At 54.0% G+C, this 16,825-nt stretch carries 10 protein-coding genes; 9 read left to right on the top strand and 1 reads right to left on the bottom strand.

Annotation, left to right across the window (positions count from 1 at the left end):
* The 7 genes from Q8W32_RS01915 to Q8W32_RS01885 form a co-directional block, all read left to right on the top strand.
* Positions 1 to 2,808, top strand: a 2,808-nt coding sequence (locus Q8W32_RS01915; protein ID WP_305413426.1) for a cadherin domain-containing protein, incomplete at its 5' end; no start/stop codon positions are given.
* The gene (locus Q8W32_RS01910) at positions 2,808 to 5,585 is read left to right on the top strand and encodes a tetratricopeptide repeat-containing sulfotransferase family protein (RefSeq protein WP_305413425.1); all 2,778 of its coding nucleotides are present in this window, start codon (positions 2,808 to 2,810) and stop codon (positions 5,583 to 5,585) included. The genes Q8W32_RS01915 and Q8W32_RS01910, both read left to right, overlap by 1 nt.
* The gene (locus tag Q8W32_RS01905; protein WP_303431399.1) at positions 5,585 to 6,907 is read left to right on the top strand and encodes a TolC family protein; all 1,323 of its coding nucleotides are present in this window, start codon (positions 5,585 to 5,587) and stop codon (positions 6,905 to 6,907) included. The genes Q8W32_RS01910 and Q8W32_RS01905 overlap by 1 nt, the downstream gene beginning before the upstream one ends.
* 66 nt (positions 6,908 to 6,973) lie before the next feature.
* The gene (locus Q8W32_RS01900; protein ID WP_305413424.1) at positions 6,974 to 9,247 is read left to right on the top strand and encodes a peptidase domain-containing ABC transporter; all 2,274 of its coding nucleotides are present in this window, start codon (positions 6,974 to 6,976) and stop codon (positions 9,245 to 9,247) included.
* Positions 9,237 to 10,448: an HlyD family type I secretion periplasmic adaptor subunit gene (locus tag Q8W32_RS01895; protein WP_305413423.1), complete on the top strand. Its 1,212-nt coding sequence runs from the start codon at positions 9,237 to 9,239 to the stop codon at positions 10,446 to 10,448. Before Q8W32_RS01900 ends, Q8W32_RS01895 begins: the two co-directional genes overlap by 11 nt.
* A gap of 301 nt (positions 10,449 to 10,749) precedes the next feature.
* On the top strand, positions 10,750 to 11,451 hold the full coding sequence (locus tag Q8W32_RS01890; RefSeq protein ID WP_305413421.1) for a CoA transferase subunit A: 702 nt from the start codon (positions 10,750 to 10,752) through the stop codon (positions 11,449 to 11,451).
* A 36-nt stretch (positions 11,452 to 11,487) separates the two neighbouring features.
* Positions 11,488 to 12,144, top strand: a complete 657-nt coding sequence (locus Q8W32_RS01885) for a CoA transferase subunit B (RefSeq protein WP_303431403.1) — start codon at positions 11,488 to 11,490, stop codon at positions 12,142 to 12,144.
* A 137-nt stretch (positions 12,145 to 12,281) separates the two neighbouring features.
* On the opposite strand, the gene Q8W32_RS01880 is transcribed toward Q8W32_RS01885, so the two are convergent.
* Positions 12,282 to 13,058 (bottom strand): TOBE domain-containing protein, encoded by a 777-nt coding sequence (locus Q8W32_RS01880; RefSeq protein ID WP_305413419.1) that lies wholly within the window; start codon positions 13,056 to 13,058, stop codon positions 12,282 to 12,284.
* 733 nt (positions 13,059 to 13,791) lie between these two features.
* Here Q8W32_RS01880 and Q8W32_RS01875 point away from each other — a divergent pair.
* Positions 13,792 to 16,092 carry a TonB-dependent receptor gene (locus Q8W32_RS01875; RefSeq protein WP_305413418.1) on the top strand — a complete coding sequence of 767 codons (2,301 nt, stop codon included), beginning with the start codon at positions 13,792 to 13,794 and terminating at the stop codon, positions 16,090 to 16,092.
* 379 nt (positions 16,093 to 16,471) lie between these two features.
* On the top strand, positions 16,472 to 16,702 hold the full coding sequence (locus tag Q8W32_RS01870; protein WP_303431408.1) for a hypothetical protein: 231 nt from the start codon (positions 16,472 to 16,474) through the stop codon (positions 16,700 to 16,702).
* Positions 16,703 to 16,825 lie beyond the last annotated feature (123 nt).

Here is a 16,825-nt window from a genome sequence, read left to right as displayed (position 1 = left end):
GGCGTGTTTACTCGGCTGTTCGACAGCAGTGGCAACGCCGTCAGCGGCGATGTGCAGGTCAATACCACCACCAGTGGCTATCAGGATCACTCCTCCATCGCCGCCATGGATGACGGCGGCTTTGCCGTGGTGTGGACATCAGACAGCGATCAGGATGGTGACGGCAGCGGCATCTTCTTACGGTTGTTCGACAGCAGTGCCAGCGCCATCACGGCCGAAATCCAGGTCAACAGCTACACCACGGGTGCTCAATTCGATGCCAACGTCACCGTGCTGGACAACGGCAACCTGTTGGTGAGCTGGACCTCAGACAACCAGGATGGCTCCGAAGGGGGCGTTTACGGCCAGACCTTCGATACCGATGGCAATGCCATTGGCAGCGAGTTCCTGATTAACAGCAGCACCGATGGCAACCAAAACGAATCCGACAGCAGCGCTCTCGCGCTTCTGAGTATCGACGAAAACAGCGGTACCGGGCAGGTGGTGTATACCGCCACAGCCACTGATACCGGCGATATCTCCGATGGCGTGACTTTCTCGCTCTCGGGCGATGATGCCGCCCTGTTCAGCATCGACAGCAGCACCGGCGAAGTGACTCTGTTGGCCGATCCCGACTACGAAACCCAATCCAGCTACAGCTTTACCGTCACCGCTACCGATGGAGCCGGTAACCATACCGACCAAGCGGTTACCCTTGATGTCAACGATCTGGACGAAATAGCCCCTGAAGCCAGTATTGTGTTATCGCCCGCGACAGCACAGCTGGAAGCGCTGGGTAATACCACTGGGGATGATAAGTATCCTCAAATCACTGCCGTGGGTAGCGATGGTGCCTATGTGGTGACCTGGTACGGGGCCGATAGTGGCGGTGATGATTCGATCTTTGTGCAAGCGTTTAACGCTGATGGCTCCTTCAATGGCACCAGGGTACAGCTGGAAGCACTGGGTAATACCACCAGTAGTGATCAGTACCCTCAAATCACCGCGGTGGGCAGTGATGGTGCCTATGTGGTGACCTGGTCCGGGACTGATGGCGGCGGTGATGAGTCGATCTTTGTTCAAGCCTTTGATGCTGACGGTTCCTTCAATGGCACCAGGGTACAGCTGGAAGCACTGAATAATACCACTGGTCATGACTATGAACCGCAAATCACCGCGGTAGGCACTGATGGCGCCTATGTGGTGATCTGGTACGGATTTGATAGCGACGGTGATTTGTCGATCTTTGTGCAGGCGTTTGATGCTTACGGCTCCTTCAACGGTGACACAGTACAGCTGGAAGCGCCGGGTAATACCACCGGTGATGACTATGATCCGCAAATCATCGCCGTGGGCAGTGATGGCGACTATGTAGTGACCTGGTACGGAAGGGATAGCGGCGGTGATAATTCGATTTTTGTTCAAGCCTTTAACGCCGATGGTTCCGTCAATAGTGACACAGTACGGCTGGGTGCTGGTCTGAACCCTCAAATCACCGCGGTGGGCACTGATGGCGACTATGTAGTGACCTGGTACGGAGCCAGCGGCGGTGATTGGTCTATCTTTGTGCAAGCCATTAATGCCGATGGTTCCGTCAACGGCACCACGGTACAGCTGGAAGAGCCAGGTCATGACAGAAGAAGTCCCCAAATCACCGCCGTGGGCAGTGCTGGCGCCTATGTGGTGACCTGGTACGGTGATGATAGCGACGGTGACTATTCGATCTTTGTGCAAGCGTTTAATGCCAATGGTTCCTTCAACGGTGACACAGTACAGCTGGAAGCGCCGGGTCATACCACTGGTTATGACTATCTTCCTCAAATCACCGCCGTGGGCACTGATGGTGCCTATGTGGTGACCTGGTTCGGTGATGATAGCGACGGTGATTTTTCGATCTTTGTGCAAGCGTTTAACGCCGATGGTTCTTTCAACGGTGACACAGTACAGCTGGAAGCGCTGGGTAAGACCAGTGGGTATGATGAGTTTCCTCAAATCACTGCCGTGGGCACTGATGGCGCCTATGTGGTGACCTGGTACGGTGATGATAGTGACGGTGACACTTCGATCTTTGTGCAGGCATTTAATGCCGATGGCACACTGGTGATGGATAGCACCTATGAAACAGGGGAGTTGATCACACTACAAAGCAATGAAGCGGGTACGGTGTATTTGGTGAGCGATACAGTGGCCGTGGCCACTGAGGCCGATATTCTTTCTGCAGACGGTAGTTTGTGGACCCAGGCCGTTGCCACGGCTGATGCCAGTGTAGCGGTTGATAGCAGTGGCCTGGCTGGCGGCAATTATACGGCCTATGCCGTCGACAGTGCCGGTAACATATCGCAGGCCGCGGATGAAACCGTCACTCTGGTTGATACCAGTACGGTGGTGTTTGATCTGGTAAACGGCAGTTCGTCAGATCACAGTGGCCGGACGTTTGAGGAAGATACCAGCTATACCATTTACATCCGGGTGGATTCTTCGACAGAGGTCTTGAATACCGATTCAAGTGAGTGGGGCAGCTGGGCCAATGCAGAGGCTCTTGGCAGTGATGATCAGGTGGTCTTGGTCGGGTCGGGGATTGCGGTACTGGGTGCTAATAATTCGGCGGTTGCTTCTTTCAGTTCTCCCGGAGATAGCATGGCGGTGTGGGGGTCGGCTTTCTCATTGCAGGAGTCGGGTTTTGTTTTCCGCTGGGCGGACCATGCATTATCCGGTTCGGTATCGTTGTGGGATGGAAGGTGGAGTGATCTGAATGAGGGGCGGTCTCTGAATGAAGTCTACCTGACGACCATGCCAATGAGCGTTATGACATCACAGGGGTTGGTCTGATGCTGACAGGACATTCGTTAGCAGATGCGGGTGATGGCGCAGCCATTGCCCGGCTTCGGGCTTTGGTTGACGATCAGCACTATGAGCACCTGCTGCAACAGGTTAAGGGCTTGTTACTGCAGGCACCGGACGATGATGCCTTGCAAGTACTGCAGGCGCTGGCCTATGCACAACTGGGGAATCACTCCGAGGCGGAGCGTTTGATCGCTGGCCCGGCTGCTCGTGTTGCGAGTTTGACGGAGGATGTTCAAACGGACCTGGCGGCAGTGTGGTTGCTGTTGGGCCATATTGAGGTTGCTTGTGAACGTCTGGAGTCAGTGCTTGAGCAAGAACCACAACAGGATCTGGCATTGGCCCGGCTGGCCTTTGGTCGGGTTCAGCAAGGTCGTATGGAAGATGCCATTGCGTATTATCGGCAATCATTGCTGCTCAAACCTGAGCGTTTTTCGTTATGTCAGGCACTGGCCTCGTTGTATTTGCAACAACAACAGTGGCCGGAAGCCCAGCAGATGCTGGATCAGGCCATTGCCGGATTACAGGCCGCTTGTGAGCGCTTGCCGGATAGCGCTCTGCATGGCACAACAGCCCGTTTGCGAGGGCTTCAGCTTGAGCTGTGGCTGGCCAGTGGTGAGCCACAGCGAGCCGAGGCCTGGCTGCAACAGGCGGGACAGGATCTGTCGGAATCAGAATGGCTGGTGCTGGTATCGGGCTATGCCCGTTTATTGGCTGGTCAAGAACGCCATGATGATGCCGAAGCCCAGTTACGTTTGGGGCTGAAAGTTTATCCTGAAGCGTTGACACTGGTGTCGCAATTGGCGGAACTGCTCTGTGTGCGGGGGCGTATTGCCCAGGCCGGATGGCTGCTGCAGAAGGCGTTGCGGGTGGCGGCGGACAAGCAGTTACCACGGGCGGGGTTGTGGGTTCAGCTGGGGCAAACCCTGTTGATGACGGCGCCGGAGAAAGCACATGAAGCGGCCACTAAAGCTCTGGAACTAGTGGCCGTGGAAGAGCCAACCGAGTGGTTAACTGAGGTGGACGGGGCCGTCGAGTCGTTGCATCACACGGCATTACACTGGCGAATTCCCTTGATGGGACGTGCCCGTCATTTGCAGGCGATGGCAGATTTACAGCGGCAGCATTATGACGAGGCAGAACATGCGTTGCGCCAATTGTTGCTGGATTTTCCAGACTACACTGCGGCCATGCAAGGGTTGGCGCAGCTGGCGATGCAATTAGGGCGGGTCGATGATGCCATTGACTGGTATGAGCGTATCCAGCGGTTTGACCCGGCTGCGGGTTTTGCCGGGCTGGTCAATGCCCACCGTTTCCCTGAAGACGAGAACACCTTGCATCGGCTGGAGAAGCTGGCACAGCGGCCCGGTCTGTCTGGGTCGGTATCAACGTCCTTGTTGTTCCAGCTGGCTACGGCCTGGGAAAAACGGGGTAATTACGACAAGGCATTGGCGTTGGTTCGACAGGCCAACGAAGCCAGCAAGCTGCATATTCCTTACGACCCGGTTGCCCATCGGCAGCAGTGCGCACGTATTCGTTACGCTTTTTCGCGCAGTTTTTTCCAGCATCGGCAGTTGTATGGTGGTCAGCCTTATGGGCACCCCTCTTCGGCGCCGGTGTTTGTGGTCGGTATGCCGCGCTCTGGTACCACTCTGGTTGAGCAGATGCTGGCCAGCCATAGTGAAATCTGGGGGGCGGGTGAGTTGGGGGTTATTCCCCAGCGTATCCGGGGGCTGAATAATTGGGAGCGTCATATCGGTTCTGGCAGGCGCTATCCGGATTGTGTTGATGATCTGACGCCTTATGTTTGCCATGGTATTGCCGAGGGTATTTTGCAAGAACTGTTCGATCTGGCTCAGGCTGACAAGCCGGATGCCCGGTTTGTGATCGATAAATTGCCACATAATTTTGAACATATTGGTCTGATCAAATTCCTTTTCCCTAACGCCCGTATTATTTCGGTACGACGAGACCCGCGTGATATTGCTCTGTCCAACTATTTTATTGATTTCCAGGCCAAGCACGGTGGTATGGGCTTCGCCTATGACCTGCGTTGGATTGGCGAGCAACTGGCAGACCATAACCTGCTGATGCAGCACTGGCATGGGCTGTTTGGAGATGGCATTCTGGAGCTGCAATACGAACAGCTGTTGCAGGACCCGGAAGGACAGGCGCGGCGAATGCTGGAATATATTGGTGTGGCGTGGGAGCCACAAGTGCTGGCGTACAGTGATCTCGAACGGCCGGTGAAAACCGCCAGTGTATGGCAAGTACGGCAACCGATTTATCAGACCTCAAAAGCCAAATGGAAACATTACGCCAATCAGCTTGGGCCTTTGACTGAAGGCACCAATGCCAAAATCATCTGGGATGAGATTTCGATGCTGTCGTTGCCGGAGCCGGGCTTTTTGAGCGCGGCAGTGGCGTTGTATCACGCAGATGATCTGGATGGCGCAGAAAGGAGCTGCAAAAAAATGCTGTACCATAATCCACAACATGCGGCCTGCCAGTACCTGGTGGGGCTGATTTATTGCCGCAAGGGCCATCTTCAGGACGGTATCGGTCTGATGCGTCAGGCGTTACAGCGGGTGCCATGGCAGCGAGCCTGGCAACATAACCTGGTTCTGGCGCTGATGTTGTCGGGCCAGAAAGAAGAAGCGGCTGCTATCCGTGAACAGCTGGGGCGTCGCTCATTGTCGCCGTTTGGTCCGTTGGATGAACCCCAGGACTGGGTTGATGGCGATTTGCCGGAACAGGCTTGGTAATGGCGGATACATTCAGAAAATATCGTGCCCTTTTACTGATTTGCAGTGGGCTGTTGTTCGCCGTTACGCATTCCGTGGCGGCCGAAACCAGCCAGTATCGCGGTATTTGGGGGGCGATTGAAGCGGCGCTGAAATTTCATCCGGCCATTGCCGGTCAACAAGCCTCGCTGGAAGCCAGCAGCTGGGGTGAGCAAGCGGCCAGGTCCGGGCGCTTACCCAACCTGTCGCTTTCGGCCGATAACCTCTATGACGATGATCTGGCCACGGTGACGCTCCAGCAGCCGTTGCTGACTTTTGGCAAGTTGAGCAGTGCCATTGAGCTGGCGCAGGCCGAAAGGCGAGCTGAGGATGTTGGCCTGTTGCAGATTCGTCGAGATCTGGTTGAAGCAACCAGTCAGGCTTATATTGCGATTGATGCCTTGCGTCGGCAGTTGCACATTGCCCAGCAGAACACCCGAGATCATCAGCAGCTGTACGACCGTATTGAACGACGTCGCGATGGCGGTCTGGCATCGGATGCCGATGTGCAGCTGGCGTTGGGACGTTTGTTGTGGGCGCAGTCGACGGAGCAGAATTATCAGGGGCAGCTGGCCGTTGCGGAGACGTCATTGCTGGCATTGACCCAGGTGCCGGTAGATTCGACGGAGGCGGTACCGGAACAGGGCTGGCTGCCAGGGAATGAGCAGCAGATCCAGTACGATGCCTTACAAACCAGTGCCGATCTGCAGTACCAGAGAGAGCAGGTTGTGATTGCGGACAAGACAGCCAATCAGCAACGATACAGCTCGATGCCGACCTTGTACCTTCAGCTTGAGCGCGATATGCCTAACCAGACCAGCGATGAAGATGATGACCAGATGCGCTCGGGGTTATCGCTGGAAGCCAGTTTTGCCGGTCTGGGGGTCAGCAATTATGCCCAGACCAAAGCGGCGGTGGCCAGTAAACGGGCGGCCGAACAGTCATTGTATGTGACCGAAGTGAATTTGCGCCAGCAGGTGAGCTCGCTGCTGCTGAACCGGCAAATGCAGCAGCTTTTGCAGCATTCTCAAGAGCTGACGGTCGATGCGTTGAAACAAACTCTGGATTCTTTTGTGCGTCAGTACGAAACCGGTCGCAAGACCTGGCTGGAAGTGCTTAACGCCCAGCGGGAATGGGTTTATGGGCAGCTGGAGCTGGCAACCATTAAATCGACCTTGCTTGATGCATCACTGCAGCTGGCCAGTATGGCGGGTTATCTGGATGAGCGTAGCGGGGTTCCTGCTCTGGCACCAGAGCCCGTCACGCCGGTACCGAAACCGATGCCAATCAATAGATACCACTGATTTGTTTCAGACTGCTCTGAGGGCAGCCCGGAATGCCAAAACATTTGAAAATAACGCGTGGACACGATGTCAGATATTGAACAATCTACAGGGCCTTCTGCGGAGGACGATATAGGCAAATCCTTGCCTCTCAGTCTGTTGCAACGGCTGTTGTTGTTAATCCAGGTCAGTGTTGCACCGGGGAAGCTGGAGCAGGCCTGGAGTGCCAATACACAGGGCATCATGGGGCCGGTGTCGCTACCTCAGCGCATTCAGTTGTTGGCGCAAGCATTACAACTACGAGGGTTGCGGGTGGCGCAATTACGCTGGGCGCGGATGGATCAGCGGCGGCTGCCGGCCTTGATGCATTGGCAAGGAGAATGGTGGCTGGCAGAACGCCAGTTGCTGGAACAGCCAACCACCAGCGCATCGTCTCAGGCAGAGGATTCCGCTCCGGTCGACTGGCCAGAGGATGGTGTGGTACCGGCAAGCCATGAGATTTCTCTGACCGGTGTGGACGGTGTGGCGCATTTGCATGCACCGGAGGTGCTGGAAGACGGGGTGGTGCTCTGGCTGGACAATCCCGCCGCCAAGGCGCAAGAAAAAATCTCGCTGACGGGGAGTCGGTCCATCCGTCTGGTGGTGGCGGCGCTGTTGCGCCGTCGTCGCTGGATTGGTCATGTGGTGGTTGCCACTCTGGTAATCAATCTGATGGCGGTTGCGACATCTCTGTTTGCCATGCAGGTGTATGACCGGGTGGTACCGACCCTGGCCTGGGCTACCTTGTGGACTCTGGTGGTCGGGATGGTGATTGTGCTGTTGCTGGACTGGGGCTTGAAAATTTTGCGTGGACGGGTGCTCGACAGCGTCGCCTGTGAGGTCGATCAGAGGGTCAGTCAACAGGTGTTTGATCACCTTTTACACTTGCAGATGGATACCCGGCCACGCAGCTTGGGAACCATCGCTGCGCAAGTCAGTGGCCTGGAGTCGGTGCGTCATTTCTTTTCATCCGGGGTGTTTTTTACCCTGGTTGATACGCCGTTTGCACTGCTGTTTATAGTGTTTATCGCCATGATTGGTGGTCCTGTAGCCTGGGTGTATACGGCGCTGTTACCGGTGGCGGTGTTACTGGGCTGGCTGGGTCAACGCAGCATGCGGCGCTTGATGAAAGACGAAATGCAGCGCAGTAATGAGCGTCAGGGGCTGCTGGTCGATAGCATTCAGGGAGCCGAGACCATTCGGGCTGCGAATGCCAGTTGGCGTTTTTCTGAAATCTGGCAATCCATCAGTGAAACCGTGGCCGGGTTTGGTATTCAGCATAAAGCGCTGAATAACCTGATCCAGCTGACGACTGCCAGTCTGTCACAAGTCGCTTATGTGGCGGCTGTTGTGGTCGGGGTTTATGAAGTGGCTGAGGGACATATGACGATCGGGGCGATGATCGCATGCAGTATTCTGGGCGGGCGGGTGATTGCTCCGGTCAGTCAGGCGGTGCGTTATATGGCGCAGTGGGAAAATGTGCAGCAGTCGCTGAAAATGGTGGATCAGGTGCTGGATCTGGATACCGAGCGACGGGCAGAGCAATCGCTGCTGATGCCGTCGGAGCCTCCGGCGGAGATCGCGTTGCAAGCGGTGAGTTTTTCTTATCCGGATTCGCCGGTGTTGCAACTGGATGTCGGCTCATTGTCGCTCAAGGCCGGGGATCGGGTGGCGGTGGTGGGTCAAATCGGTTCGGGCAAGTCGACCTTGCTGAAAATACTGGCCGGTCTTTATCGGCCGTCCGCTGGTCGGGTGCGGCTGGGGCAAGGTGATCTGTGGGAAATGGACCCGGCGATTGTTGCCCAACAGGTCGGGTATTTGCCGCAGTCGGTGCATTTGTTCAAGGGGTCTTTGCGTTCCAATCTGATATTGGGTGGTGCCATCGCCGATGGTCATTTATTGGAAGTGGCCCAGCAACTGGGGATTGATCGTATTGCCGCCGATAGCCCCTACAGTATGGACTTGCCGATCAGTGAAGGTGGCGATGGTCTGTCGGGAGGTCAGAAGCAGCTGGTCGGTATGGCCCGGGTGGTGTTGGCCCGGCCAACCATCTGGTTGCTGGATGAGCCGACGGCGTCGCTGGATCCGGATACCGAACAACAGGTATTAACAGCGCTGGAATCCCATCTCAAGCCTTCTGATATTCTGGTGGTATCGACGCACAAGCCAGCATTGGCCTCACGGCTGGCGCGTCGCGTGTTGCTGATGCAGCAGGGTCGGATTGTCCGGGATGACAGCCCGGAAGCTATTTTCCAGCGCCAGCGAGCGCCATCCGGTACGGCTCGTCGACCACCGGCAGGAGGCCCGATCAATGTTATCTGATAGCTTGATGGACGATCGTGATGCCAGTCGTGCCCAGCGGCTGGCGCGTTATCACCTGGATCGTAGTGGCTGGATCGTTTGGTTGATTGCGGCCACCTTTGTGGTGTTTATTGGTTGGGCCATTGAATTCCAGATCGATGAGGTGACCCGTGCGAATGGCGAGGTGATTGCCTCCAGCCGGGTACAAATTATCCAGTCGGTTGATGGTGGTGTGATCCGCAGCATCCAGGTGCGTGAAGGTGACCGGGTTCAGGCTGGCCAGGTGATTGCCGAGCTGGACGAAACCCGGGTTCGGGCCAGTGTGGGGGAAATGCGGGCACGGCTGGCGGGCTTGTTGGCCAAAGCAACCCGGTTGCGGGCAGAAGTGACCGGGAAACCTGAATTGGTCTTCCCACCGTTTCTGGAAATGTTTGATGAACAGAAACAGGTTGAACTGGCATTGTTTGAGCAGCGTCGTGATGGCCTGAAAGCCGAACTCGCCAACCTGACCCGGGCAGTGGAGCTGGCACAGGAAGATGCAGCTCTGGTGGCTAGGCTGCAGCACAGTGGTGATGTAAACCGCTCCGAGGTGATCCGCACCCAGCGTGCAATCAACGAGGCAGAGAACAAATTGCTCAGTCGTCGTAATCGCTTTTTTGAAGATGCCAGCGAAGAGTTGACGACTGCCGAGGACGAAATGGCACAAACCTCCGAAGTGCTGACCCAGCGACAACAGCAGTTGAATGACAGTGTGTTTCGGTCCAAGGTCGACGGTATCGTCAAAAACGTACGGGTCACTACCATCGGTGGTGTGTTGCGCGCCGGTGAGGAGTTGATGCAAATCGTTCCGGTGAATGACGAACTGATTGTGGAAGCCAAGATCAGTCCGACCGATATTTCCCGCGTTGAAATAGGGCAGCTGGCGACGGTGCGGTTTGATCCGTTTGATTACACGATTTACGGCGGCGTTGAAGGCAGCGTGGTGTATGTCAGTGCGGATACCCTCAAGGAAGAAAGCGGTGATAACGTTGATATTTATTATCGGGTGCATGTGCGTTTGGCAATGCATGACGGCAAGGTGCGCAGTTTGATTGGGCGGCAGTTGGAAATTCTGCCAGGCATGACTGCTCGCGTGGATATTCGTGCGGGTGAACGCAGTCTGATGGAATACTTGCTGAAGCCGTTGCGTAAAACCTTGACCGAATCCCTGGGTGAGCGGTGATTCGCCATTGGAATGGGAACGGATAGCCTTGATGGCCAGCCTGCATCGCCCGGCTGCTTTGCAGTGATCAACCACAGTTTGGTACGCAGGGTGCCACTCGGTCACTGTCTATTGATTTAAAAAACTGAATAAAAGTTTTGAATAATTGATTTAAAAAATCAAAAGACTTGATACAAACTGCAAATCTACCCATAAATAATCGAACATGACAGCAGAGGCAGTGCATGATTATGCTCTGCTGCCGTGGTTATCGATGCATTGCCCGGCCACTTCCCAACGATGAAGCAAGGAGAAAATAATAATGGCAGGTTTCGATAAAGTCGTAGGCAGCTACGAAGAAGCAATGGCAGGGCTCGAAGATGGCATGACCATCATCGCCGGTGGTTTTGGTTTGTGTGGCATCCCTGAAAACCTGATTGCGGAAGTCAAACGCAAAGGCAGCCGTCATCTGACCATCGTCTCCAATAACTGTGGGGTCGACGGATTTGGTCTGGGTGTGTTGCTGGAAGACAAGCAGGTCAAAAAAATGATCTCGTCATACGTTGGCGAAAACGCCATGTTTGAACAGCAGTTGCTGAACGGCGAGCTGGAGGTTGAGCTGACGCCACAAGGTACATTGGCTGAAAAAATGCGTGCCGGTGGGGCTGGTATTCCGGCGTTTTATACGGCTACCGGGGTGGGTACTCCAGTAGCCGAAGGCAAGGAAGTGCGTGAGTTTAATGGCCGTGAATATTTGTTGGAAGAATCCATTCGCGGCGATTTTGCCATCGTCAAAGGCTGGAAAGCCGACCGTTATGGCAATGTGATGTACCGTCATACTGCACAGAACTTTAATCCGATGGCAGCCACTGCGGGAAAGATCACTGTGGTTGAAGTCGAGGAATTGGTAGAAGTGGGTGAGCTGGAGCCTTCGCAGATACATACACCGGGTATTTATGTGAATCGTCTGATTGTTGGCAGCTTTGAAAAACGTATCGAAAAACGAACGCTATCTGACAGCTGATTCGACGACTTAACCCATTAATAACAGGTGATGATCATGGCCCTTACTCGTGAACAAATGGCACAGCGTGTAGCCCGCGAATTGCAAGATGGATTTTATGTCAACCTGGGCATCGGCATTCCGACGCTGGTGGCCAACTATGTCCCAGATGGGATGGAAGTGATGCTGCAATCCGAAAATGGCTTGCTGGGCATGGGACGCTTTCCGACCGAAGCCGAGCTGGATGCGGATATGATCAATGCCGGGAAACAAACGGTAACGGCGGCGCCCGGGGCGTCTATTTTCAGCTCGGCGGAATCCTTTGCCATGATCCGTGGTGGTCATGTGGATTTGACGGTGCTGGGGGCTTTTGAAGTGGATATCAATGGCAATATTGCTTCCTGGATGATCCCCGGCAAGCTGATCAAGGGAATGGGGGGTGCGATGGATCTGGTGGCTGGTGCGGATAACATCATTGTTACCATGACCCATGCTTCCAAACATGGTGAGTCCAAGTTATTGCCTGCGTGCAGCTTGCCGCTGACGGGCAAGGGGTGCATCAAAAAAGTACTGACTGACCTGGCCTGGCTTGAAATTGAAGACGGAGCCTTTCATTTGAAAGAGCGTGCCCCTGGCGTGTCGGTAGAAGAAATTGTTGAGAAAACGGCGGGCAAGCTGGTTGTACCAGACGACGTGCCGGAAATGCAGTTTTAGGCACTGCCGGATTCTGGCTGGAGCGAACCGGCTGGCCGGTCTGTGACGATCATCCGTATCACTGCTATCAGTAGTAACACCCAGCCCGGCATATGACCGGGCTGGGTGCGTATAGACATTGCTGTCTCTGCCGGGTATTAACTGACGGCCAGAATCACACTGTCGGGGCTGAAGGTTGCATAAACCGGCAGGTTCATGGCCAGTGCCAGGTCGTCAGCCTGCTGGTTGCTGACGGCGGCAACCACACTTTTTCCACTGGGTAAATCAACCCGGACTTCCGTACTTTGTTCTCCGCGGATCAGATCTGCTACCACCCCGGCAAAACAGTTGCGCTGCTCGACAGATTGGGTGTGAACACTGGCATAGGAGGTTTTGACCAGTGCAAACAATTCGAGACCAAGCCGCAAGTCGAGGTTTTCTGCACTTTCGTTGGTAACGATGGCGACGATCTCGGTGTGATCGTCAAGTCTCATCCGCACTTCACAATTAACCATCCCTTGTATCAAGGCTGTTACGACGCCATGAAACTGGTTGCGGGCACTGGTGCGCATCGAGAAACGGTTCATCATGCGGTGAAACTGCTGCATATCGCCAAGGCTGTTGTTCATCCGATCCAGCAGGCTCTGGTACTCGGCTTCAACAGTGCGATAGAGCGTGATTAATGCACGACCTTGTTCGGTCAAATGGCTACCACCACCACGACGGCCACCCACCTCCCGAATAACCAGAGGTTCATCGCACAGGTTATTCATGGCATTGACAGCATCCCATGCTCCTTTGTATGACAACCCCATTTCCTGGGCGGCTTTTTGAATTGTTCCATGGCGAGCAATGGCCTCGAGCAATATCACTCGTTTTTCTGCCAATAACGAGCCTTCATCAGTATCAAGCAGGATTCGTCCAACCAGTTGCATGCTGGATCTCCTTGTCATTTGTATGGTTATTTCTCGAGTATACCTCTGACGGAAAAGAAAAGGAGTGCCGTTGTAACACGGATGCCACTTTTAGTGGCAGTGATGGCTAGATTGAGGGGATGTTTGATTCCGTTAGGTAGCTTGTCTATATACTGACACAGTCAGTACCAGGCTCAAGCTGTGAGTTTTCCGCCCTTACCCCGCATGTTGAGCGCTAGCGGCCGTTCTTGCCGTCGATATCAAACCAACCACTGACTGTTACTGGCTTTTTGTTGATTTTGTTTTATATAAAAAATCATAGTGTATATTTTTCAAGTTATTGATTTTAAATGTAATTATTTGTTGTTGATATTTTTATATGGTTTTGAACTATTGATTACAATTGTCAGCTATTGAACAACCATGACGTTTTGAAGTCGGCTGCTGTGAGCTGTTGCTATCTGAGTGATTTTGAGAAATATCTTTAAAATCAAATAGTTATGCTTGGCGTTGAAGGATGGCTCGTTCTGCTTTTCTCTGGTACGTGCATTGCTCCTGGTTTTCGTTGTGTAGTTTTAGGTTATTTATTGTATCCGGTGCTGACTTTGCTGATTATTTTTCAATTTTCGTGATGTGTATGGGGATGCCAATGGTGTCCCTGGGCGAGAACCTGGTTCTGTTTGGCTGTCGGCATCTGGTTTGGCGATAGATCCCTGATGCGACTTTTTCACAGTGATTAATCAGGAGTCATAAGATGAATGTTTCAGATGGCAGTACGTGTTTTTATCGTGTTACCAGCCCGGTGTCGGTACCGCTTGCACCGCTGACCTGGGCTGTACTGATGGTGCTTTCAACCCGGTGTGCTCTGGTGGTGGCAGAAGATAAAACAACCGTGGATACCCACTTGCCGACTGAAGTTGAAGACGCGATTGTGGTTGTGGGGCAACAGGAGGCCGCTATGTGGTATCCGTCAGATCAGGCGGCATCACAACGAACCGTAAGCCAAGAGGAGCTGGATATGTTTGCCGCACCGGGGGCAGGCAGCCCTTACAGTGCTGTGTCGGCATTGCCGGGAGTACAGGCAGAAACCGTCGACCCTTTTGGCTTTGGCAATCTGATGGGCGGGAACAAGGGGTTAAGGGTGCGCGGGGTGAATGCCTCTCATGGTGCCAATGGTACCGTCGAGGGAGTGGCGGTGACCGGCATGGGACCTGGACCTGGTTACTTGTGGATGTTCGAGCAGGAAAATATCGCCAGTGTGTCGCTGCACCAGGGGCCGGTACCTGCCGATCAGGTCGATCTGTTTAATAATTTTGGGGCGCTGGATACCCGGCTGTATTGGCCCAATATCGATCCTGAGGTGCAACTGTCCTACAGTGCCGGTAGTGACGATCTGGTGCGCTGGTTTGCTCGGGCAGACTCGGGTGCCATGAATTTTGGTGGCCGGGTGATGGCATCGCTATCAAAATCCAGTGCTGATCAATGGCGAGGCCCAGGTCAGGCTGCTGACCAGAATAATATCAGTCTGGCCGGAGAGCAGCAGTTTGGGGCCTTGACTGCCCGGCTGTGGTACACCCGGAGTGAGGGAGAGCAACATGCTTACCGGGCCTTGAGTGCTGAGCAGGCGAATGATTTGGAGCAGTGGTATGACTATGCCTATAGCTCGGACCCGGAAGACCTGCATCTTTATTACGATCATAACCGTCAGCAGTTCAACAGCGACCTGTGGTTGCTGGAGGCTCGTTATCAGCTGTCTGACCAGAGTTATATCAGTGTCCAGCCTTATCAGAGTAACGAAGAGGGTGATTATTGGTCGGCGACCAGCTCCGGCATGATCCGGAACTGGTCGATTGATCATAAGGCCCGCGGGGTGCGGACAGAGTGGGTCCGCGAGGTGAAGGATACGCGTCTGAGTGTGGGGCACTGGTATATGACAATGGAACCGCCAGGGCCGCCAACAGCCTGGAAAATGTACCAGCCACAAGCGGATGGCAGTCTGATGTTTAGCAAGTGGTCTCTATTGGCCAAGGTGACGAATGAGCACCAGATGAACAGTGTTTGGACTCAGCTGGATCGCTCGCTGGGGAGTTGGCACTGGTCAGCCGGGCTGCGCTATGTGCGTGAAACCCTGGTCAGCCTGGATTACTACAATACCGATGGTCTTGGGGATGTGTCTTATGCAGCAGCGCTGCAACAATCGAGTGGCCCGATGGCGGATCGTAGTGTTGATGGTTTTGATCTGGATGTCTGGTTGCCTGTAGCCGGATTGAGTTATCGCTGGAATGACGACTGGTTATCGAGAATTCATGTTGGCCGTTCGATGGGAGCGCCGTCGTTTTCATCCTGGAATCAATTCCAGTCCAATTATTCCACTTTTGCTGCCGCGGGGTTGACGGCCCAGGACGTGATGGATAAGCAGCGTATCGAAACCCAGGACGGGATTGATCTGGGGCTGACCTGGACGTCGCGGTTTCACTATATGGATCTGACGGTGTATTACGCCCGCTTCCGCAATAAAGGCATCAGCTATTACGACCCGGATGTAGCTGTTGTGTATTCGCAGAATGTGGGGGATGGGCATCAGCAAGGATTGCAGTTCGCCGGTGGTCTGGAAGTGACACCAGAGTTGAATTTGTTGGCCAATCTGGCCTGGACACACGCCGTTCTTGATAAGGATGTGCTGGGCAGTGGCGGCACGGTGATGGATGTGTCGGGTAACCAGTTGCCCGATGTACCGGTATGGACTGGTGCACTGGGCGCCCGTTGGGAGCAAGACCGCTGGTTTGCGACATCGATGCTACGTTATGTCGGCCAGCGTTATGCTGATTCCGGTCATGAAGAGTCGGTGCCCGGTTATGCCCGTGTCGATATGGGTGCTGGTTATCAGTTGCCATTGGCCAGTGGTGATCTGTCGGTGGATGTAAATGTGGTCAATCTGACGGACAAGCGCTATATCGGCCGGATTAATGCCTCGGATGTGCAAAGTACTGGCTCATATACCTATTACTCTGGTGCGCCGCGTTCATATCTGATGACGTTGGCTTATATCTGGTAATTACTGGCAATAGCGGATCTGGCTGGCTGTCTTTGGATGGCTGGCCAGAGAGGCCTGGTGGCTGTTTCAGGTATTGCCCCAGGCCATGATGATAATGCGGCTTGCTGGTTAGCAAACAAGTGTATTGTGGTGTTTGGTTTATTCTCGTTAGGTGGTTTGTCTATATGATTACAGGTGGTGGGTTTTGTCACAGAACACCTTGGGTCATCGAGTTTATAAAATAAATAAAAATCAATAGCTTAGTATTTTTTCCATGATGGTATCAGCCTTGCTCTGTCTTTATATATGAAGTTTGTATTAATATAAACATGAGCAGTAGGATGACCAGTGTCTCACCTCTTGTGGGCTGGCTTCTTGGTGTTCTGACAGGAGGCAAGCGATGAATAAACAAAGTGTTGACCAGGCCGTCTCGCTGATGGCTGACCGGGTAGTGGCCATCCATCATGATCAATGCAATATCAGCTGGCTGGCCAGTAATGATGGATGTTGGTTAGAGCAACAGGTATTGGCAGGGAAATGGTCGATGTCTCAGAGCAGCCAGCCTTGCAGTCATCAGTCTGTCTGTGTACGGAGTGATCTGGTGGCACGCTGGACCGACGTTTTTTTCTGAGGCCAGCATATCGGGATCTTGCTAACCGTGACGTTGGGTTGGCGGAGTGACCAGGGTGAGCGATAGCGCTGTTACCGGTCTGCTGTGATGGTCTGGTTGTTGATGGTTCGTGACATTTTCAGG

Origin of the sequence: Oceanobacter sp. 3_MG-2023 (assembly GCF_030688925.1) — a bacterium.
Classification (GTDB): Bacteria; Pseudomonadota; Gammaproteobacteria; order Pseudomonadales; family Oceanobacteraceae; genus Oceanobacter.
The sequence above is the reverse complement of the archived record's forward strand: the minus strand, read 5'-3'. Positions and strand labels throughout refer to the sequence as shown.

Bases quoted from the DNA above. Each gene is read 5' to 3' on its own strand.
- Q8W32_RS01910 (WP_305413425.1), top strand. From the start codon at position 2,808: ATGCTGACAGGACATTCGTTAGCAGATGCGGGTGATGGCGCAGCCATT.
- Q8W32_RS01905 (WP_303431399.1), top strand. From the start codon at position 5,585: ATGGCGGATACATTCAGAAAATATCGTGCCCTTTTACTGATTTGCAGT.
- Q8W32_RS01900 (WP_305413424.1), top strand. From the start codon at position 6,974: ATGTCAGATATTGAACAATCTACAGGGCCTTCTGCGGAGGACGATATA.
- Q8W32_RS01895 (WP_305413423.1), top strand. From the start codon at position 9,237: ATGTTATCTGATAGCTTGATGGACGATCGTGATGCCAGTCGTGCCCAG.
- Q8W32_RS01890 (WP_305413421.1), top strand. From the start codon at position 10,750: ATGGCAGGTTTCGATAAAGTCGTAGGCAGCTACGAAGAAGCAATGGCA.
- Q8W32_RS01885 (WP_303431403.1), top strand. From the start codon at position 11,488: ATGGCCCTTACTCGTGAACAAATGGCACAGCGTGTAGCCCGCGAATTG.
- Q8W32_RS01880 (WP_305413419.1), bottom strand. From the start codon at position 13,058: ATGCAACTGGTTGGACGAATCCTGCTTGATACTGATGAAGGCTCGTTA.
- Q8W32_RS01875 (WP_305413418.1), top strand. From the start codon at position 13,792: ATGAATGTTTCAGATGGCAGTACGTGTTTTTATCGTGTTACCAGCCCG.
- Q8W32_RS01870 (WP_303431408.1), top strand. From the start codon at position 16,472: ATGAATAAACAAAGTGTTGACCAGGCCGTCTCGCTGATGGCTGACCGG.